The organism is Selenomonas sp. oral taxon 136, assembly GCF_001554015.1.
GTDB lineage: Bacteria > Bacillota > Negativicutes > Selenomonadales > Selenomonadaceae > Centipeda > Centipeda felix.
The window spans coordinates 573846-592845 of sequence record NZ_CP014239.1 but is presented as its reverse complement, the minus strand read 5'-3'; the positions used below and the strand labels follow the sequence as shown (position 1 = coordinate 592845).

The following is a 19000-nucleotide window of genomic DNA, read 5'->3' as shown; positions in this document are numbered from 1 at the left end:
TCTAAGCAGAAAGAGGAGGGATATTCATGAGGCCTGTAATCGTGTTTGGTTCAGATCATGCCGGCTATCATATGAAGGAGTTTTTGATTAGAGAACTTGAACAGAATGGTTATCAAATAGAAGATAGGGGCCCTTTTTGTAAAGATCCTGTCGATTCAGGGATATATGCCATTGCTGTTGCTGAGGAAGTAGCACGGCATCCGCAGGTAAAACTGGGGGTATTGATCTGCGGTACCGGAATTGGTATGTCCATGATGGCAAATAAAGTGGTTGGAATCCGTGCCTCATTGGTTTCTGATTTGTTTTCTGCAAAGATGACGCGGGCGCATAATGCGGCGAATGTCCTTTGCCTTGGTGCACGTATTATTGCTGAAAATATGGCATTGGAAATTACAAAAACATGGCTTGCTGCTGAGCCATTGGGAGGAAAGTATGCGGCTCGTGTGGCACATATGATGGCATATGAGAAAGAGAGATGTGACCGTGGGTAGGAGTGTAAAATTTACAGATCATGCACTTGCCGTGTCTGCCTCTGTTTCCTGTATGGATATTGGCCATTTGAGTGATGCCATTGATAAAGTCAATCGTTCGGATGTCGCCTTCTGGCATTACGATGTTGTGGATGGAGTATTTAACCAGTGCCTTATCCTAGGTGATCTCCTCTATCCATATCTCAAGGAGAAGAGCCGGCTTCCCATAGAGATACACCTTGCTGTAGAGCAGCCGGAACGATATATTGACATCTTTTCGCGCTATAAACTCGATTATATTGCCGTGCATGCTGAAACAATGAACGAACCGGAGCGTGTTTTCAGAAGAATTCGTGAGTGCGGTGCACTGCCTGTTCTCGCCTATCGTGCCGAGACTCCTCCAGGTGAGGATTTTGTTGATTTGGCAAAGAAGTGTGCGTGGGTATTAAAACTCACTGTTAATCCTGGGTTTTCTGGTCAAAAAATTCAGGACGCGGCAGTTCGGCATATTCGAGAAATGTCAGATCGACTGATTCATGCCGGGATAGGCTGCCGTATACAAGCAGATGGTAATGTCAATGAGAAAACAGTGCACACGCTGTATGAAGCAGGGGCACGGATCTTTACTGGGGGAAGCTCCGGACTCTTTACGGAAGAGCGCAGTATCCAGGAGAATGTGGTTCGCCTCATTCAATCTGCGCAGTGCTCATAAAGTATTTTTGGTGGGAACTATTGTGCTTGCTTTAGTTTATAAGAAAAGCGTCGCTGCAAATACAGTGACGCTTTTCTAGTGTTATACTTACCCCTCCAGATCCGGCCGCAGATCTGCTGCAGCGCGGAGATAGACGTGGTGGATGTTGCTCTGGGGCGTATCGGTATTGACGAGGAGGAGGACGCGGATGCAGTGCGGGAGACTGTCCTCGATGGCGCACTGCCGCGCGTCAAAGAGTGGGACGAGGTCAAATCCTGCGATGCGGCGCACACCTGCCGTGGGGAATGCCGCCGTGAGATCTTCAGTGGCGCTGAAGATGGCAGCACCGATGTCGGCAGGCGTGATGTTGTTTGTGCACAGGATTTTCGTGACGAGTTCCTGGGCTGCCTGCCAGATTTCTTCTTTTTCGTTGCGTCCAACGGTAATGGCGCCGCGTATGCCACGCATACTCTACACTCCCTTGTGAATATCCCAGATGAGCCGTAGGCTCAGGATGAATGCGATGAGATAACCGAGGATGCCGAGAAGGGGGATACCGCCGATCTGCGGCTGCATATTCGTGGTGCAGATGGTGCTCGATGCGATGAGGAGTGCCGCGCAGAGGAGGGAGATGATAAGCTTATTGATCATCTTATCGAGACGCTGCACGGGTTCTTCCGACCCGGTGAGATCGATGTTGAGTTTGGTCTGTCCGCCCATGGTCATCTTGAGGAGGTCGGCAAGCTGCTCCGGGATCTGTACGGACTTGCGCAGGAGCATGATGCCCTCCTGGCGTGCCTTTGAGAGACCCTCGCGCCACGTCATATCCTGTACGAATCCCAAGGAGAGGCTGCGTGCAAAGATCTCAAGGAAACTGACCTCGGGGGCGCAGCGGCGCATGACAATCTCGACGGTCATGACGCCGCGCGCAAACATGGCAAGACCGCTCGGACAGCCGATGTGGTGCATACGCAGGATACTGAGAATCTGATTCGTCAGTACCCCCATGTGTACGTCGGTAAAATCAAGAGAACCATACTGTTCCATTATGACATCGATGTCCTGGTAGAGTCGTGCATGGTCAATGTGCCCCTTGACAATGCCAAGTGCGAGGACGGCTGCCTTCATTTCAAAGGTGTCGTGCGTGGCGAGTGCCCAGATCGCCCGCCGCAATGCCGTGCGGTCACGGTTGCTGAGGCGCCCCATCATACCGAGGTCAATCCAGACGATGTTTCCGCCGCGGATACGGATGTTGCCGGGATGCGGATCGCCGTGGAAAAAACCGTCCTCAATGATCTGCTTGGCGTAGTTCTCACCGAGCCGTCGCCCAATCTGCGTAACGTTGACCCCTGCCGCCCGGAGGGCATCCGTCTGATCGAGGGGAATGCCGTCGATGTACTCCATGACGAGAATATGTTGGGTGGAGAGATCACGCAGTACGCGCGGGCAGGAGACAAACGGATTATCACGATTGAGGTGTGCGAACTCCTCAATGTGACTTGCCTCAATGAGGAAGTCCATCTCTTGTTTTGCAATGTTCCACATCTCATCCATCAGCGCGCGAAAGTCAACGACATCGTCGCTGCTGACAAGGCGGATGAGGGTGGCGGCGCGTTTCATCAGAGTGAGATCGGTGCGCATGATCTCGTGGATGCCGGGACGCTGTACCTTGATCACAACCTCCTCACCCGAGGAAAGTGTGGCACGGTGCGCCTGTGCGATGCTGGCAGAGCCGAGGGGGGTACTGTCGATCGTGCGGAAAACTTTGTTCCACTCGCGGTTATACTCCTGCTCGACGATGGAAAGGATGACAGGGAAGGCGAGGGGCCGCGCTGCCGTCTGCAGCTTCATCAGCTCGTCGCAGTAGTCCGTCGGAAGAAAATCCGGGCGCATGCTCATGATCTGCCCAAACTTGACGAAGGTGGGGCCGAGATCCTCGAAGATGGCGCGCAGTTTCGCGGGGGTTAGACCATGGACGATGTCGTGGCGGCGCAGTACCGTCACCATTTCGCGCAGACGCAGTGCGGCGTTTTTGTTTTCGGTGCTGTGCAGCAGTGCCCCCAGCATGATCTCACCTCCCGACAGAATTGGATTATATCTATGTTTATCGTGCTGTCCAACACAAACGTTGTCGGATTACCCCACAGTCTTGTACTTTTCTGCCAGCTGCTGTTTTACTGTTTCGTTGCTCAGGTACTCGTCGTAGGTTGAGATGCGGTCAACGATGCCGACAGGTGTAATTTCAATGATGCGGTTTGCAACAGTTTGTGTGAACTCGTGATCGCGCGAGGCAAAGAGAATCGTGCCCGAAAATGACATCAGCCCATTGTTGAGGGCAGTGATCGACTCGAGGTCGAGATGGTCGGTTGGCTCGTCGAAGATGAGCACATTCGCGCCCGAGAGCATCATGCGCGAGAGCATACAGCGAACGCGCTCGCCGCCCGAGAGCACCTCAGCGCGCTTCTGGCTCTCCTCACCCGAGAAGAGCATCCGTCCGAGGAAGCCGCGCACGAATGTCTCGTCCGGATCCTTGGAGTACTGGCGCAGCCAGTCAACGAGGCTGAGCTTTACGCCGTCAAAGTAGGCGGAGTTGTCCGAGGGGAGGTAGGTCTGCGTCGTTGTGACACCCCATTTGAACGTGCCTTCGTCCGCTTCTTCCTCGCCCATGAGGATCTTGAACAGCATCGTCTTTGCCGCGCCGTTTGGCCCGACGAAGGCGACCTTGTCACCCTTCTTGAGGGTGAAGCTGACATTTTTTAGCAGCTGACGGCCGTCCAGCTCTTTGGAAAGCCCCTCGACGGTGAGCAGCTGATCGCCCGCCTCGCGGTCGGGGGTAAAGGCAATGTACGGATAGCGGCGTGCCGACGGCTTGATGTCGTCGAGTGTGATGCGCTCAAGCAGCTTCTTGCGCGAGGTCGCCTGACGGGACTTTGCGGCATTTGCGGCAAAGCGTTGGATGAAGGTCTGGAGTTCCTTGATCTTCTCTTCCTTCTTCTTGTTCGCATCCTTTGCCATCTGGAGTGCGAGCTGACTGGACTGATACCAGAAGTCATAGTTACCGGCGTAGAGCGAGATCTTGCCAAAGTCCACGTCGCAGATGTAGGTGCAGACCTGATTGAGGAAGTGGCGGTCATGCGAGACGACGATGACCGTGTTCGGGAAGTCCGCGAGGAAGTTCTCGAGCCAGTTGATCGAGGCAACGTCGAGGTGGTTTGTCGGCTCATCGAGCAGGAGGATGTCGGGCGAGCCGAAGAGTGCCTGTGCGAGCAGGACGCGTACCTTTTCCGATGGGGTGAGTTCGTTCATCTTGAGATGATGCTTGTCGTCCGAGACGCCGAGACCGTTCAGCAGCTGTGCCGCCTCCGTCTCTGCGTTCCAGCCGTCGAGCTCGGCGAACTCTGCCTCGAGCTCCGAGGCGCGCATCCCGTCCTCGTCGGAGAAATCGGGCTTCTCGTAAAGTGCATCCTTTTCGTCCATGATCTCCACGAGACGCGCGTGTCCCATGATGACCGTACGCAAGACCTCGACCTCATCGTAGGCATAGTGATCCTGCTGCAGGACGGCGAGACGCTCCCCGGGCGTGATCTCCACGATGCCACTCGTCGGCTCGATGTCGCCTGAGAGCAGCTTGAGGAAGGTCGATTTCCCCGCGCCGTTCGCGCCGATGATGCCGTAGCAATTCCCGGGGGTGAACTTCAGATTGACATCCTTGTAGAGGACACGCTTGCCGAACTGCAGGCTGAGATTGTTGACGGTAATCATCTATCCGTACTCCTTTTCTATTTGCGAAGGATGGCGCGGAACATCGAGAGAATGCTCTGACCGTACGAGTCGCCGGGGACAGCCCAGCGGCCGTTCAGATCCTGCCAGTTGCCGAGCGTACCCGTGCCGTAGACGCTGCGCACGAGGCTGTAGCGCGGGTCAACGACGGGGAATGCCGGATGCCGCGTCGATGCGTAGGCAAGCAGATGCTGAATGTGGGCGCGGACACCAAGCTGCGAGGTGGCAAAATACGCTCCCTTGACCTCCGAGCTCGTCGTTCCCAGTCCGCAGTAATTGTTCTGGTCGGGCGTGACCGTACCGCCGTAGCGGAAAAAGCCCGTTTCCTTGAGTGCCTGTGCGAATGCGACATCGGGGCGGATGCCCTCGCGCTCCCCCTCCTCATAGTAGTAGGAGACGAGCTCCTTCGGTGAGACCGAAATGGCGGGATAGGGATTCACGCTGAGGAGATAGTCCACGCACTGCTGCTGGCTCGCGAGCGGTGTTCCGATGATCGCCGTATCGTACTCCGAGAGCGTCTTGGGGACGCTGAGGGGCGGATGTTGTTCTGCTTCCTCTGCCTCCTCTGCTTGTCGCATGAGATTGCTGATCCGTGCGCGGAAATCGTCCGTCGACGTGTCCGTGCCGCGCTCCGTGTGCACCTTTGTCGCCGTATTTGGGTCATAGACGCGGCGTGCGTCGGCGCTGTTTGCTGTCAGAATGAAAAGACCAAGGGCTGCGGCGAGTGAGCCGCGCAGAAGAATATCCTTACGCAAGAAAATGTACCTCCCATATTGCGGGCACGCGGAGAGCCTCTGCGTGCCTTTACGGCAGCCATGGAAAGAGCTGCGACAGAATAAGAATGACCGTCAGCACGATCGTGCTGCGGTGTATGGCATGATGTGCCCCGCCCGCTGCCATGAGCAGCACCCATGTCAAGAGGGCAAGCGTCAGCCCCGTCCGCAGGTCGTAGGACGCGAGGACGAAGACGGCGAGGACGGCGGCATCGCATAGCGTGAGACGTTTTGCGCTCTGCAGCTGCACGAGCGCACGCTGCAGAAGGATGAGCCCCAGCATGGCAAGAGCAAGCGCCGGTGCGGCGGGAAACTCCGCCAGTGCCGCGAGCAGCGGCGCACAGGGGAGCAGCAGAAAAAGCAGCAGAGCCGTCCCCATTGCTGTGGCCGGGATGCCGCCGATGCGCCGCTCCTCCGCAGCGGGCAGTGCCGCAGAGATCGGAGCGATACTGAGCGGGAATGCGCCGAGGAGACTGCCGATGCCGCTGATGGCAAAGAGCCGTGCGAGTGGCACGTCGGGTTTGGCGGGGGGGCGCTCTCCCTCTGCCGAGAGAACAGCAGCACTCTCCACCGTGAGTGCGATGAGGAGTGTTATGCCGAGCCCGATGGCGGCGGGAACATTGAGTGTGTCCTGTCCTCCTGCCATGAGCGGCAGAGCAAGTTCTGGCTGCAAAAACGGCGCAGCAGGGATTTCCCAGAACCCCTCCGCCCATGTGAGCAGCAGAACGATGCCAATACCGATGGGCAGAGCCAGCTCTTTTTGCCGCACATAGAGCAGGAGTATGAGGAGAACGCCGACGAGCGTGAAGTACGTCAGTGGATCGGACAGCATGCCGCCCATCGTAAGCGCCCATGGCGACGGCAGGAGAATGCGCGCCGCCTGTGCCGCCTGCGTCAGCATCCCGAGTGCGAGTGACAGCAGGAGTCCCGTGCGAATCACGGGCGGGAGACCGTCGATCATGCGCCCCATGAATGCGGCGCGCATCAGCAGTACACCAATGAGTGATGTGACGGCAGAGACAATGAGTACATCCTGCCATGCAATGCCGCGTGCGATGATCTCCTCGTAAACCAGCCATGCCGTGATGGCAGGGGAGGGGAGGAGAACGCGCGGTGCACTATTGCGTGAGACGATGAGCGTCCCGACCGCAGCAACGAGCACGCCGCCCGTATATGCGCCCGCAAAGGGCATCCCCGTACGCGTGAGCAGTGCTGCCGTCGCAGTGAGCACGAGCACAGCGGCACAGATGAGGACGAACGCACGACAAAGTGCCGCACCAATCCACCCGTACCGCTCGTTCATGTCGCTCTCCTACATTACTCAAAACACTTCTATTTTAACACAAAAATAAACGTCGTGCCATAGTCCGCTGTGAAATCTATCTTCCATGGCAGCGAGAGGACAAAAAAACTGCTGCAGGAAGACATTTCGTCTTCCTGCAACAGCTAGCAGTCGACAGGAGAAAATACTTAGGACGATGTGGTGCTGTCACTGTAGGATGATTCACCGTTCGCACTACTTGAGGAGGCCTTATCCCAGCAGCGATGCTTCGGCGCATAGCTGTTGTAGAAGAAGAAGCCAAGTACCATCAGTACGATGAACGTGATGTTCGTGACCGCCGACAGTGCCCAGATCAGATATAGGCAGACTGCCATACCGATCGGTGCGAAGAGGTAGAGCGCCGGGAAGTGGAACGTGCGCGGCAGCTCGGGGGAGTTGCGGCGGAGCTGGATCAGCCCGACAAAGACGATGAAGAATGCCGCAAGAACACCGGTGTTCGCGAGCTCAACGATGTAGAGCATCGGCACGCAGCCCGCAATGAACGCGATGATCGCCGAGCCGACGAGCGTGATGAAGTACGGCGTGCCATACTTCGGATGGATGTTTGCCATCGACTTCGGGAGGAAACCGTCACGCGACATGGCGAAGAAGACGCGTGCCTGACCGAAGATGTAGACGATGAGGGTCGTGATCATACCGAAGAGGATGCCGACCGTGACGAGGTTTGCGAGACTCGTGTAGCCGATGAGGCGCAGGCAGTAGGCGACAGGATCTGCGCGGTCGAGATCCGTGTAGGGGATTGTCGCCGTGAGGACGAGTGCCACAACAGAGTAGATGCAGAGGCAGACAAAGACCGATGCGATGATGCCGATCGGGAGACTCTTCTCCGGTGTCTTGCACTCCTCGGCGGAGGTTGCGACCGTATCGAATCCCATGAAGGAGAAGAACACAACCGCTGCGCCTGCCATGATGCCGCCGGCACCGAACGGGAGGAACGGATCGAGGTTCGCCGCTACGGCATGGGGCGACGTGACTACAACGTAGGCGACGATCGCGCACAGCGTGAGCGAGATGAGGATCGTGTTGAGACGCGAACTCTCCTTCGTGCCATGAGCGAGGATGACGCCGATGATGAGCGTGATGACGACGGCGGGCAGATTGATGATACCGCCCTCCGGTGCTGTTGTGAGGAGTGCCTTTGGTATCTCCATGCCGAGGGACGCCATCATCCCGGAGAAGTAGGCGGAGAATCCGACGGCAACCGCACTCGCGGTGACGATGTAGCCGATGATCAGCGACCATCCGCAGAGGAACGCCATGCCCTCACCGAGGGAGGCAAACGTATAGGCGTATGCGCTGCCCGCCGCCGGGATGAGCGATGCCAGCTCTGCGTAGGCGAGACCGACGAGCATACAGAGGAGACCTGCTGCAATAAAGGAAAGAACAATACCGGGCCCCGCATAGCGTGCCGCACCAATACCGGTCAGAACGAACACGCCCGAGCCAATGATGCCGCCGATGCCAAGGAAGGTCAGATCCATGGTGCTCAGCGTTCGGATCATACCGCTGTCCTTACGCTGGGCACTGAAGTCTTCCAGTGTTTTTTTCTTAAAAAACATAAAGCCTTCACGCCTTTCTTTCAAAATATTGTAAAACAAAACCTGTAAAAAGGGGCTGTTTCACAGCACATATTGATATATGAGAGTGAAACAGCCCCTCAGCAGTCAGTTCACAAATTACTTAAGGAACTCATCGATGGACTTGAACGGGAGGTTCAGCGCCTTACCGACCGCCTCGTTCGTGAGGTGACCGTCGATGGTGTTGAGACCATACTTCAGGCCGGGCACCTGCTGGAGGGCAGCCTTGTAGCCCTTCGTTGCGATGTCAACCGCATAGGAGATCGTCGCATTGGTGATGCCAAGCGTCGAGGTGCGGGAGACAGCGCCCGGGATGTTTGCCACGGAGTAGTGGACAACGCCATGCTTCTCGAACGTCGGGTTCTCATGCGTCGTGCAGTGGTCGCACGTCTCGATCGAGCCGCCCTGGTCGATCGCGACGTCGACGACAACGGAACCCTTCTTCATGGTCTTGATCATTTCCTCAGTGACCAGGATCGGGGTGCGTGCGCCCGGAATGAGGACGGAGCCGATGAGGAGGTCAGCTTCCTTGACCCACTTTGCGATGTTGTAGCTCGAGGAATACTCGGTGACAACACGGCCGCCGAACATATCGTCGAGCTGACGCAGACGCTCAATCGAGAGATCGATGATCGTGACGCGTGCGCCGAGACCGACAGCGATCTTAGCTGCGTTCGTGCCGACATTGCCGCCGCCGATGATGACGACCTGACCAGCGGAGACACCTGCGATGCCGCCGAGGAGAACGCCGCTGCCGCCGTAACGGCTCTCGAGGAACTGTGCACCGATCTGGACAGACATACGGCCTGCGATCTCACTCATCGGAGCGAGCAGCGGGAGACCGCGGCCCTGCTTGCCGAGAACCGTCTCATAGGCAATACCGACAACCTTCTTCTGAAGGAGTGCCTTCGTGAGCTGGGGCTCTGCTGCGAGATGGAGGTAGGTGAAGAGGATCTGCCCCTCATGGAAGAGGTCATACTCGGACTCCAGCGGCTCTTTTACCTTAACAATCATTTCCGAACGATCAAACAAAGCCTTCTTGTCTGAGACGATCTCGGCGCCGACTGCCTTGTAGTCGGCATCCGTGAAGCCGCTGCCAACACCGGCACTCTCCTCGATCAGAACCGTATGACCGGCACGGCGCATTGCCTCAACACCCGAGGGAGTCATACCGACGCGGAACTCATTGTTCTTGATTTCCTTTGCAACGCCTACAATCATGCTTTTTCCTCCTACTAGATATAGATGTGATACGGCAGGGTTTATCGGCCAAATAAACCAAAAGGATTTTGTATTTCGTATTTTAGCACAATTTAGATAAATCGTCAACAACTATTGTCGAATAGAAAAAAGTAATAATTATCAGAGCACGGAATGCCAGCCGCCATCTTCAGGTCGAGGTATCCAGCCACTGTTTTATACCAAATAAATTCAGCGACAACGAAGGGGCTTGAGATGGATATTCGTCATTGCGTGAGCCGGGCTTGGCAGACATATCTCAATTATACATTCGAGTCAGGAAGTCTGACGGAGAGTGGAAATACCGTTCGAAATTGGGACTTGCCCAGACATATGGTTCGTTTTGGTGGCGACTATACGCATAAGAAATTTAATGAGATTTTGGATGCTCAATATGTGGGCGCACGCCAGAAGGTCGATGCAGCAACAGGAAAATATGGGGCAGAGGACAGCTTCTTTCTCGTCAATTTATACCTTAACTATAATTTGAATCAACAGGCAAAGATTCAGCTAAGCATCGAGAATCTCCTGAACCGTAAATTCTATGCCGGAGAGGCTGCCAAAGAACGGTCATATACTCTCGGCGTAAAAACATATGTTCCAATGAACGGCGTGCTGACCGAACATCAACAGCATAGAGTGATGCATAGCCTCGTGCAGCCCAATTAAGGAAACATTGATAAATTCAGCACCGCTGCATTGATGCATCTTTTTTTCCTGTTATCAGTGCGTTTCGAAAGGACCTTGTCTTGTGATGTGATCAAAGGAAATGTGCAAGGATCAACAATATTATTTCCGTTGATGATTTTTAGCGCCACAGAAGGCGTCCGTAATGGATGCTTTTTTAATACGACACGGGGTCGGATTTTCCATTTAAATAGGGAGAGAATCTTTGCCGATGTCGTCTTTCGATTGCTGTGTGCATACAAAATATTTTGCAGAGACGCAAAGCGACACAAATAGACCGAATTACTCTGAATAAAACGCAAAAAACTGTGATAAAATGCACAAGAAGTTAAATTTAGTCTTGACAAAACTATCTGAATTATACTAAAATCACAATCAGGGTATACCTCTAGAGATCACTTAGCCGTTTCACCCTTCTGTTTTATCTATATCTAGTAGGAGGAAAAAGCATGATTGTAGGCGTTGCAAAGGAAATCAAGAACAATGAGTTCCGCGTCGGTATGACTCCCTCGGGCGTTGAGGCAATGCGCCGTGCCGGTCATACGGTTCTGATTGAGGCGAGTGCAGGCGTTGGCAGCGGCTTCACGGATGCCGACTACAAGGCAGTCGGCGCCGAGATCGTCTCGGACAAGAAGGCTCTGTTTGATCGCTCTGAAATGATTGTTAAGGTAAAAGAGCCGCTGGAATCCGAGTATGACCTCTTCCATGAGGGGCAGATCCTCTTCACCTACCTCCATCTCGCAGCAGAGCCCCAGCTCACGAAGGCACTCCTTCAGAAGAAGGTTGTCGGTATTGCCTATGAGACGGTTCTCGGCAAGCAGGGCCGCGGTCTCCCGCTGCTCGCTCCGATGAGTGAGATCGCAGGCCGTATGTCTGTCCAGATCGGTGCACAGTTCCTCGAGAGCCGTTACGGCGGCAGCGGCGTTCTCCTCGGCGGCATCGCAGGTGTCTCCGCTGGTCAGGTCGTCATCATCGGCGGCGGCAATGTCGGCACGAACGCAGCTAAGATCGCTGTCGGTCTCGGCGCACGCGTCACGATCATCGATCTCTCGATTGAGCGTCTGCGTCAGCTCGACGATATGTTCGGCGGCCGTGTTGTCACCGAGTTCTCCTCGAGCTACAACATCGCAAAGTGGGTCAAGGAAGCTGACCTCCTCATCGGCTCCGTCCTCATTCCGGGCGCACGCACCCCGATCTTGGTCACCGAGGAAATGATCAAGACCATGAAGAAGGGTTCCGTTGTCGTCGACGTCGCGATCGACCAGGGCGGCTCGATCGAGACGTGCGACCACTGCACGACGCATGAGAACCCGACGTTCGAGAAGCATGGCGTTGTCCACTACTCCGTGGCAAACATTCCGGGCGCTGTCTCCCGCACCTCGACGCTTGGCATCACCAATGCGACGATCTCCTATGCGGTTGACATCGCAACGAAGGGCTACAAGGCTGCCCTCCAGCAGGTGCCCGGCCTGAAGTATGGTCTCAACACCATCGACGGTCACCTCACGAACGAGGCGGTCGGCAAGGCACTGAACCTCCCGTTCAAGTCCATCGATGAGTTCCTTAAGTAATCTGTGAACTGACTGCTGAGGGGCTGTTTCACTCTCATATACAAATATATGTCGTGAAACAGCCCCTCCTTTTTTACAGAAAACCATTCTGAAAAGACTGAAAGGACTGATCAAATTGACCTCTTGGAAGCGTGTCTGTATCCTTGCCGGATCCTATCTCGGTTTTATGATCGGGACAGGTGTGGCAACGGGACAGGAAATCCTTCAGTATTATACAGCGAACGGCTATATGATCTTTGGTACGGCTGTCGTCATCGCGATCATCTTTATCGTCGCAAACTATGGCTTTGCTCTCGCGGGGCGTGATCACAACGCAACAAGCGGGAAGCAGGCATTCATCTTCTACAATGGAACCTTCCTTGGAAAGTTCTTTGACTGGTTCACGGTATTTTTCTGCTATCTTTCTTACTGCGTTATGGTTGCCGGCGGTGCCGCAACACTGCAGCAGCAATACGGCGTGCCAGTCTATGTTGGTGCGGCGATCGTTGCCATCCTTGCCGGTTTTTCCGTTGCCCTTGGCCTCGGCAAACTCGTCGATATCATCGGCCGCGTGACGCCAGCGATGCTCTTTGCCATCGTCGGTATGCTCTTTGTTCACCTCGTTCAGCACTATGACACGCTGCTTCCCAACATGGCGTTGATCTCCTCGGGACAGCTCGATATGACACGCGTCGGCAGCAACTGGTTCATGTCAGGAATGTCGAACGGAGGCTACAGTATTCTGATGCTTGCGAACTTCAGCGCGGTGCTCGGTGCGCGTGAGAACTTCAAGACACTGTTCCGCGCCAATGTTCTCTCGACGGTTCTTCTCGTCGTGCTGAATACGATCATCGGCCTTTCGATCATGACACGCATCACGGATCTCTATCAGGTGCAGATCCCGAACCTCGTGGTTGTGGCAAGCCTTTCGCCGGGTCTGACGACCATCTTCGGCGTGCTGATCTTTATTGCCGTTTATACGACGGCGTGCCCGCTCCTTTGGACGGCTGTGGCTCGTACGGGACAGGAAGGGACGATGAAGTATAAAACATGGGCTCTCGGACTTGCCGCCCTCGGATTCTTCTTCGGCATGTTCGTTCCGTATCACATGATGCTCAACTATGTGTATGGGCTGAATGGTTACATCGGCTTCATTGTGATGGCGCTCATGTCCATTAAACTCATTCGGATGAAGTTCTTCGGGAAGGGAAGTGATTCAAATGCCGAATCGAGCAGCATGGGCGGAGATTGATCTAGGGGCGCTCGCCCATAACTATCGTGAGATTCGCAGCCGAATCCAAAAGGGAGCAAAGCTATGTGCTGTGGTGAAGGCGGATGCATACGGACACGGAGCGATCGCCGCAGCGCGGGTTGCGCTCGATGAGGGGGCGGACTACCTCGCGGTAGCAACGCTCTCGGAGGCACTCAAGCTGCGGGCGGCAGGCTTTACAGCACCACTCCTCATCCTTGGGCTCGTGGAGCCGGAGAGTGCACGTGAGGTCGTCGATGGTGATATCACCCAGACGGTCTGCCGCATGGATCTCGTTGAAGCACTGTCGCAGGAAGCTGTACGGCAGGGCAAGACAGTGAAAGTGCATCTGACCATTGAGACCGGTATGGGGCGTATCGGCGTGCATCCGAAGGATGCGGCAGAGACGGCGAAGAAGATTGCCGCACTCCCCAATGTGGAGCTTGAGGGGATCTTCTCCCACTTTGCACTCGCTGATATTCCGGATAAGACGTTTACCAAACAGCAGGTCAAACTCTTCAAGGACGCCTGCGATGCAATTGAGGCGGCGGGCATTCATATCCCCATCAAGCACATTGCAGAGTCAGCAGCGATCCTTGAGATTCCCGACGTGCACTTCGATATGGTGCGCGCCGGCATCATCCAGTATGGTCTCTGGCCCTCGGATGAGGTGACGCGCCCGATTGACCTCCGTCCGTGCATGAAATTCTGTGCGCGAATCGTCTATATCAAGACGATTCAGCCCGGAGAGTCTGTCGGGTATGGACGCAAGTTTATTGCAGAGCGTGAGACACGCATCGCAACTCTGCCCGTCGGCTATGCAGACGGCTACATTCGTGCCTATGCAGGCGGCAGTGTCGAGGTGTGCGGGAAACGCGCGCCCATCGCAGGACGTGTCTGCATGGATCAGTTTATGATCGATGTTACGGATATTCCCGAGGCAAAATTGGGGGATGTCTGTACGCTCTTCGGCTCGGATGGTCTGACGGCAGATGAGATTGCGGGGTGGGCAAATACAATCAACTATGAGGTTGTCTGTCTTGTTTCCGAACGTGTGCCGCGTGTGTATAAAGGGTAGTGTGCGAAACAGCATCTATCTTTATTGATTACAGGGCTGCTGCAATCTCTTTCGCGGCAGCCCCGTAACATTGTTTTGTATTCATTTGGAGGAAGGTGTTCTCATGAATACGCTTGTCAGCCCGGAGAATACGTGGGTGCTCATGACGGTGATGCTTGTCTCTGTTGCGGTATCGGTCTACTTGGAGCAAACCTATGCGTGGGCATCCCGTATTTCAGGCGCTGTGATTGCGCTGATTTTTGCACTTGTTCTGGTCAATACGAGTATTATTCCGCCCCATGCGGAGCTGTACGATGATATTGTCTGGGGCTACATTGTACCAATCGCTATACCATTGCTGCTCCTCCAGACCAACATCGTGAAGATCTGGCGGGAGACAGGGCGACTGCTCATCATCTTTTTGATTGGTGCGGCAGGGACAATCTGCGGTGCATTGATTGGCTGTGTCCTGCTTGGTTCTGCGATTGACGGACTGCCGAAGGTGGCAGCGATGATGACCGGCTCCTATATCGGCGGCGGTGTGAATTTTACCGCGCTTGCCGATGCGTTTAAGGTGAGCGGTACGCTGGTCTCATCGACGATTGTGGCAGATAATCTCAATATGGCGATCTACTTTCTGATTCTCTTGGGCATCGCCGGGAATGGATTTTTCAGACGTATGTATACGCATCCGCTGATTGATCATGTGGAGAAGAACGGTGCATCCGATGAGGGAAAGACGCTTGCGGCAACGTATTGGGGGCGCAAGGATATTTCTCTGCGCGACATTGCCATGTGTGTGACCTATGCCGTTGTCGTCGTTACCGTATCGAAGTTTATCGGTGCGACGCTCGGCACGCTGATCTCGCCCGATGTGAACTGGTTTACGAAGATGTGCAATACATTCCTCAGCAGCCAGTATGTCTGGATTACACTGATTTCGATGATTTTTGCGACATTCTTTGAGAAACAGGCATCGTCAATGAATGGTGCGCAGGAAATCGGCACGTTCTTTATCTATATGTTCTTCTTTGTGATCGGTGTTCCCGCATCTATCATGGAGATTCTGACGAATGCGCCGCTGCTCTTTGTGTTCTGCCTGATTATGGTCATCGTGAATATGCTGTTCTGTCTGATTGGCGGAAAGCTGTTCGGCTTTTCCCTGGAGGATATTCTCGTCGCGTCCAACGCGAATATCGGCGGTCCAACGACGGCAGCCGGCATGGCAATCTCTCAGGGGTGGAATGCACTGGTCGGACCTGCGATGCTTGTGGGAACACTCGGGTATGTGATCGGCACCTATCTTGGGATTATTGTCGGCAGCCTGTTGGGGGCATAAGGAGATGGAGCAATGAAACGGGATATCGGTACATTCGATATACATTCTGATCTCTTTACCAATGTGACACTGCACCGTCAGGCTGGTGAAACGGATATCATCCGCAAGTATCATATCAAGCAGCTGCATAAGGGGAGTGTCGGTGCGATGCTCTGCTGCATCTGGATTGATCCGCCGTATACAGCGGATCCGCCGGCACGTATGATCGAGATTATGTCATCTGCTTGTGCCGAGCTTCGCGGTGCAGCAGATATTGCGGAATTCGCACGCTCTTCTGCTGATATTGAGCAAATCTGTGCCGCGGGCAAGCTTGCCATTCTCCTTGGCATGGAGGGGCTCAGCGGTCTGGGTGGACAGGTGGATTTTTTGGATGTCCTCTATGCGTGGGGAGTCCGTCACGCTATGCTGACATGGAATGAAGTGAACGTATTCGCCCACGGTGCGTCCTGCCATGAGGATAAGGGGCTTACGGAACTTGGTGTCAAAGCACTTGCCCGGATGGAAAAACTTGGTATGCTGATTGATGTGTCGCACGCCAATGAGCGGACGTTCTGGGATGCCTATGAACACACGAAGAAGCCGTTTATTGCCTCGCATTCCAATGCCTATGCACGTTGTTCCCATGCACGCAATCTGAAGGATGATCAGATCAAGGCACTCGCACAGCGCGGCGGCGTGATCGGAATGAATGCATGGCCGGAGTTTATCGATGCCGAAGCACCGAGTGTCGAGTGCCTTGCCGATCACGTGGATCATATCCGTGCACTTGTCGGCATCGATCATATTGCCTGTGGATTTGATTTCTGTGATTATCTTACGTCGGATACGCTGGATTCCTTTACATCGAGTGATGTGGTGACAGAGGGGCTTGAAAGCGCAGCAGATATTCCGGCGCTGTTTGCCGTGCTGGGTGCACGTGGGTATAGTGATGCAGATCTTGAAAAGATTGCCCATGGCAATATGATGCGTGTTGTCAGGACAGTGATCGGCTGAGTTCTATCCTTTGTTCATCTGATTCCAGTTGCCGCAGAACTGTCCGACGATTATGTATAATCTTATTGCGTATGAGATAAGAAATCGTTATAATAGGATGTATAGAGAATGAAGAGGTAATGCACATGAAGAAGAATACTGTTATTACCATTAGTCGCCAGTACGGCAGCGGCGGCCGTCAAATCTCTCGACTCCTTTCGGAGAAGATGGGGGTTAAGCGTTATGACCGCACGGTCGTTGCTATGGCGGCAGAGAGCCTTGGCGCAGGTGATCGTCTTGAGGATGTTTTGAGCCGTTCCTATGAGGTGCCAAAAGCGAGCCTCGGGGCAATCAGTACAGCCCAACTCGACACAGTTCCCGCGTATAATACGCTCTACAAGGAACAGGCGCATATTATTCGTTCGATTGCTGCCGAGGGAAATGGGGCGGTGTTCCTTGGTCGATGCGCTGAGATCGTCCTCGCGGGGCAGCCGGAGGTCTATTCCTTTTTCATCTGTGCGGATGACGCGTTCCGTACAAGGCGTGCTGGTACACATTATGGCGGTATGAGTCTCAAGCAGCTCAATGAGATCGAGGAGAAGCGCAGCAACTACTATGCCTTCTATACGGGCAAAAAGTGGGGAGATCCGCAGAATTTTGATCTTGTCATCAATACAAGCCGTATTCCGCTGGAACAGGCGGTTGATCTCATCATTGACTATGTGAATCGTGTGCAGGGCGAATAGTTCCTGCGGAATATGAAAAGAGGGCATGATTTTCCCTATGCGGGAGACATGCCCTCTTCGTATGCTCACCTTTCTGCCGCACGCGCTCTGATGATCTCGTCGATCTCACGCTGCTGCTGGTGTTCGATGCGCCGCTGGATGAAGATGTTCGGGATGGAGACGCCGACAACGACGGCGAGGATGATGGTGACACCGTTGACGCCGAAGCGCAGCGCCTCGAGCAGTTCCTCGACGGAGATGGTCTGGATGTGGAGGACGGCGAAGAGGAGACGATAGAGGAGAACACAGGGGATGAGCGGGATAACTGGCGGGATGATGAGGAGGGTGTTTGGCGTGTGGACGATATGGATGACCTTGAGTGCCGCGATGCCGACGAAGGCCGCCGCCACGAAGGAGCCGAGTGCCTGTGGTTGTCCGAATTCGAGCATGAGAACGTTGCGGATGAGCATAGTGACGATGCCTTCGACGGCGACGATAGCGAGCAGCCGCTTCGGTGTGTTGAACATGACGGAGAATCCGCCGGCAGCAAGTGCGGCCGCGATTGCCTGATTGAGGTAGGTATCTGAGGGCTGGATATGGACATCGGAGATGTTTCCCACACCGGCGATAAGAATGGCAAAGGCAATGCCGAAGGTCATGCCGCCGATGATAAGCATGGTATCCATGGCGCGCGTCATGCCCGATGTGGTGAAACGGTTCAGTACGTCACTTGCCGCATTGATGGACGGCAGTCCGGGCATGAGGAAGATGGTGCACGCAACGAGCGCGTACCACAGTGTACCAAGTCCAAGTGCAGCGGGGATGGCCCACGCAAATATGGTGGCGACAAATCCAGTAATCATGGCGCAGGCGTAGGGATTGAAAGCATATTTGTTGCTGAGACGGTGCGCGATGAAGCCCATGAGTGCCGCAATGGTGGCGACGAGAGACTCTTCCCAGCTCCCGCCGAACAGTTTGCACGAGCCGCCTGAGCCGACGGCAGCTCCGAGCGCGATGCCCCAATGCGGGTAGCAGAGTGCACGTGCACGGATGCGTGCGATGGCGTTCTCGGTGGCAGCGATGGGCGTGTTGCCGCGCAGGATGCGCCAGGTGAGTTTGCTCACGGCGGCGAGAACGGCGAGGTTCACGCCGTGTTTCATGCACTTGCGGAACTGCGTAAAGGAGCGTTCGTCGTCGCAGACGTTCAGCATAAGCGTTGTGTAGGTAATGTGGGATTGGATGTTTTCAGCAGGGATGCGCAGGTGGACTGCCGCGCGTTTCATATCGCGGATGACGCGTGCACAGTCGGCACCGTTCTCCATCAGCGCCTGTCCAATGTCCAGCAGGAGCTTCATTTTGTAGTTGAGTGTCTTGTTGTCGTCGTCCGCCATATTTCGAATTTCTTTGCGCCCCACAGTAGGATACTCCCTTCCTTGTCTCCCTATTTCTCTTTGATGACGCTATTATAACATAGACTTTGGCTGCGTAAAATACTGATGCATGGGAGAGGCGAGGGCAAAAAAAGAACCGCCAAAAATGGCGGTCAGTA

Annotated in this window: 17 protein-coding genes; 9 read left to right on the top strand and 8 right to left on the bottom strand. The window is 54.7% G+C overall.

Annotation, left to right across the window (positions count from 1 at the left end; all coding sequences use genetic code 11):
- The first annotated feature begins 26 nt into the window (after positions 1-26).
- Both rpiB and AXE86_RS02690 read left to right on the top strand, forming a co-directional pair.
- Complete coding sequence (rpiB, locus tag AXE86_RS02695; RefSeq protein WP_006689946.1) at positions 27-491, top strand: ribose 5-phosphate isomerase B; 465 nt, start codon at positions 27-29, stop codon at positions 489-491.
- Positions 463-1182: a ribulose-phosphate 3-epimerase gene (locus AXE86_RS02690; RefSeq protein ID WP_071884672.1), complete on the top strand. Its 720-nt coding sequence runs from the start codon at positions 463-465 to the stop codon at positions 1180-1182. The genes rpiB and AXE86_RS02690 overlap by 29 nt, the downstream gene beginning before the upstream one ends.
- 87 nt (positions 1183-1269) lie before the next feature.
- Here the strand turns inward: AXE86_RS02690 and aroH are convergent, their stop codons facing one another.
- From aroH to ald (AXE86_RS02655), 7 genes are all read right to left on the bottom strand, one after another.
- A complete protein-coding gene (aroH, locus tag AXE86_RS02685) occupies positions 1270-1629 on the bottom strand; it encodes a chorismate mutase (RefSeq protein WP_061944411.1) in 360 nt (119 codons plus the stop codon).
- 3 nt (positions 1630-1632) lie between these two features.
- Positions 1633-3228: an ABC1 kinase family protein gene (locus AXE86_RS02680; protein ID WP_061944407.1), complete on the bottom strand. Its 1596-nt coding sequence runs from the start codon at positions 3226-3228 to the stop codon at positions 1633-1635.
- A 69-nt stretch (positions 3229-3297) separates the two neighbouring features.
- Positions 3298-4923 carry an ABC-F family ATP-binding cassette domain-containing protein gene (locus tag AXE86_RS02675; protein ID WP_061944404.1) on the bottom strand — a complete coding sequence of 542 codons (1626 nt, stop codon included), beginning with the start codon at positions 4921-4923 and terminating at the stop codon, positions 3298-3300.
- A gap of 17 nt (positions 4924-4940) precedes the next feature.
- Positions 4941-5696, bottom strand: coding sequence for a glucosaminidase domain-containing protein (locus AXE86_RS02670; RefSeq protein ID WP_061944401.1), 756 nt, complete (start codon positions 5694-5696; stop codon positions 4941-4943).
- 49 nt (positions 5697-5745) lie between these two features.
- A complete protein-coding gene (locus AXE86_RS02665; RefSeq protein WP_061944398.1) occupies positions 5746-7017 on the bottom strand; it encodes a hypothetical protein in 1272 nt (423 codons plus the stop codon).
- A 167-nt stretch (positions 7018-7184) separates the two neighbouring features.
- Positions 7185-8615 carry an amino acid permease gene (locus AXE86_RS02660; protein ID WP_061944395.1) on the bottom strand — a complete coding sequence of 477 codons (1431 nt, stop codon included), beginning with the start codon at positions 8613-8615 and terminating at the stop codon, positions 7185-7187.
- 117 nt (positions 8616-8732) lie between these two features.
- The gene (gene ald / locus AXE86_RS02655) at positions 8733-9854 is read right to left on the bottom strand and encodes an alanine dehydrogenase (protein ID WP_061944392.1); all 1122 of its coding nucleotides are present in this window, start codon (positions 9852-9854) and stop codon (positions 8733-8735) included.
- 234 nt (positions 9855-10088) lie between these two features.
- On the opposite strand from ald (AXE86_RS02655), the gene AXE86_RS13035 reads away from it, so the two are divergent.
- The 7 genes from AXE86_RS13035 (at position 10089) to AXE86_RS02620 (ending at position 17472) form a co-directional block, all read left to right on the top strand.
- Positions 10089-10541, top strand: a complete 453-nt coding sequence (locus tag AXE86_RS13035) for a TonB-dependent receptor domain-containing protein (RefSeq protein ID WP_232294909.1) — start codon at positions 10089-10091, stop codon at positions 10539-10541.
- Between the two features lie 467 nt (positions 10542-11008).
- Complete coding sequence (ald, locus tag AXE86_RS02645; RefSeq protein ID WP_061944386.1) at positions 11009-12130, top strand: alanine dehydrogenase; 1122 nt, start codon at positions 11009-11011, stop codon at positions 12128-12130.
- A gap of 115 nt (positions 12131-12245) precedes the next feature.
- Positions 12246-13361 carry a YkvI family membrane protein gene (locus AXE86_RS02640; RefSeq protein WP_061944383.1) on the top strand — a complete coding sequence of 372 codons (1116 nt, stop codon included), beginning with the start codon at positions 12246-12248 and terminating at the stop codon, positions 13359-13361.
- On the top strand, positions 13330-14436 hold the full coding sequence (alr, locus tag AXE86_RS02635) for an alanine racemase (RefSeq protein ID WP_061944380.1): 1107 nt from the start codon (positions 13330-13332) through the stop codon (positions 14434-14436). The genes AXE86_RS02640 and alr overlap by 32 nt, the downstream gene beginning before the upstream one ends.
- Before the next feature lie 103 nt (positions 14437-14539).
- On the top strand, positions 14540-15754 hold the full coding sequence (locus tag AXE86_RS02630) for a DUF819 family protein (protein ID WP_006689933.1): 1215 nt from the start codon (positions 14540-14542) through the stop codon (positions 15752-15754).
- Between the two features lie 12 nt (positions 15755-15766).
- Positions 15767-16747 (top strand): dipeptidase, encoded by a 981-nt coding sequence (locus AXE86_RS02625; protein WP_061944377.1) that lies wholly within the window; start codon positions 15767-15769, stop codon positions 16745-16747.
- A 125-nt stretch (positions 16748-16872) separates the two neighbouring features.
- Positions 16873-17472: a cytidylate kinase-like family protein gene (locus tag AXE86_RS02620; RefSeq protein WP_232294908.1), complete on the top strand. Its 600-nt coding sequence runs from the start codon at positions 16873-16875 to the stop codon at positions 17470-17472.
- 65 nt (positions 17473-17537) lie between these two features.
- Here AXE86_RS02620 and AXE86_RS02615 read toward each other — a convergent pair whose 3' ends face one another.
- Positions 17538-18842 (bottom strand): threonine/serine ThrE exporter family protein, encoded by a 1305-nt coding sequence (locus AXE86_RS02615; protein ID WP_061944374.1) that lies wholly within the window; start codon positions 18840-18842, stop codon positions 17538-17540.
- Positions 18843-19000: the final 158 nt, after the last annotated feature.

Bases quoted from the DNA above. Each gene is read 5' to 3' on its own strand.
- AXE86_RS02675 (WP_061944404.1), bottom strand. From the start codon at position 4,923: ATGATTACCGTCAACAATCTCAGCCTGCAGTTCGGCAAGCGTGTCCTC.
- alr (WP_061944380.1), top strand. From the start codon at position 13,330: ATGCCGAATCGAGCAGCATGGGCGGAGATTGATCTAGGGGCGCTCGCC.
- AXE86_RS13035 (WP_232294909.1), top strand. From the start codon at position 10,089: ATGGATATTCGTCATTGCGTGAGCCGGGCTTGGCAGACATATCTCAAT.
- AXE86_RS02630 (WP_006689933.1), top strand. From the start codon at position 14,540: ATGAATACGCTTGTCAGCCCGGAGAATACGTGGGTGCTCATGACGGTG.
- AXE86_RS02690 (WP_071884672.1), top strand. From the start codon at position 463: ATGAGAAAGAGAGATGTGACCGTGGGTAGGAGTGTAAAATTTACAGAT.
- aroH (WP_061944411.1), bottom strand. From the start codon at position 1,629: ATGCGTGGCATACGCGGCGCCATTACCGTTGGACGCAACGAAAAAGAA.
- AXE86_RS02680 (WP_061944407.1), bottom strand. From the start codon at position 3,228: ATGCTGGGGGCACTGCTGCACAGCACCGAAAACAAAAACGCCGCACTG.
- AXE86_RS02625 (WP_061944377.1), top strand. From the start codon at position 15,767: ATGAAACGGGATATCGGTACATTCGATATACATTCTGATCTCTTTACC.
- rpiB (WP_006689946.1), top strand. From the start codon at position 27: ATGAGGCCTGTAATCGTGTTTGGTTCAGATCATGCCGGCTATCATATG.
- AXE86_RS02620 (WP_232294908.1), top strand. From the start codon at position 16,873: ATGAAGAAGAATACTGTTATTACCATTAGTCGCCAGTACGGCAGCGGC.
- AXE86_RS02665 (WP_061944398.1), bottom strand. From the start codon at position 7,017: ATGAACGAGCGGTACGGGTGGATTGGTGCGGCACTTTGTCGTGCGTTC.
- ald (WP_061944386.1), top strand. From the start codon at position 11,009: ATGATTGTAGGCGTTGCAAAGGAAATCAAGAACAATGAGTTCCGCGTC.
- AXE86_RS02660 (WP_061944395.1), bottom strand. From the start codon at position 8,615: ATGTTTTTTAAGAAAAAAACACTGGAAGACTTCAGTGCCCAGCGTAAG.
- ald (WP_061944392.1), bottom strand. From the start codon at position 9,854: ATGATTGTAGGCGTTGCAAAGGAAATCAAGAACAATGAGTTCCGCGTC.
- AXE86_RS02615 (WP_061944374.1), bottom strand. From the start codon at position 18,842: ATGGCGGACGACGACAACAAGACACTCAACTACAAAATGAAGCTCCTG.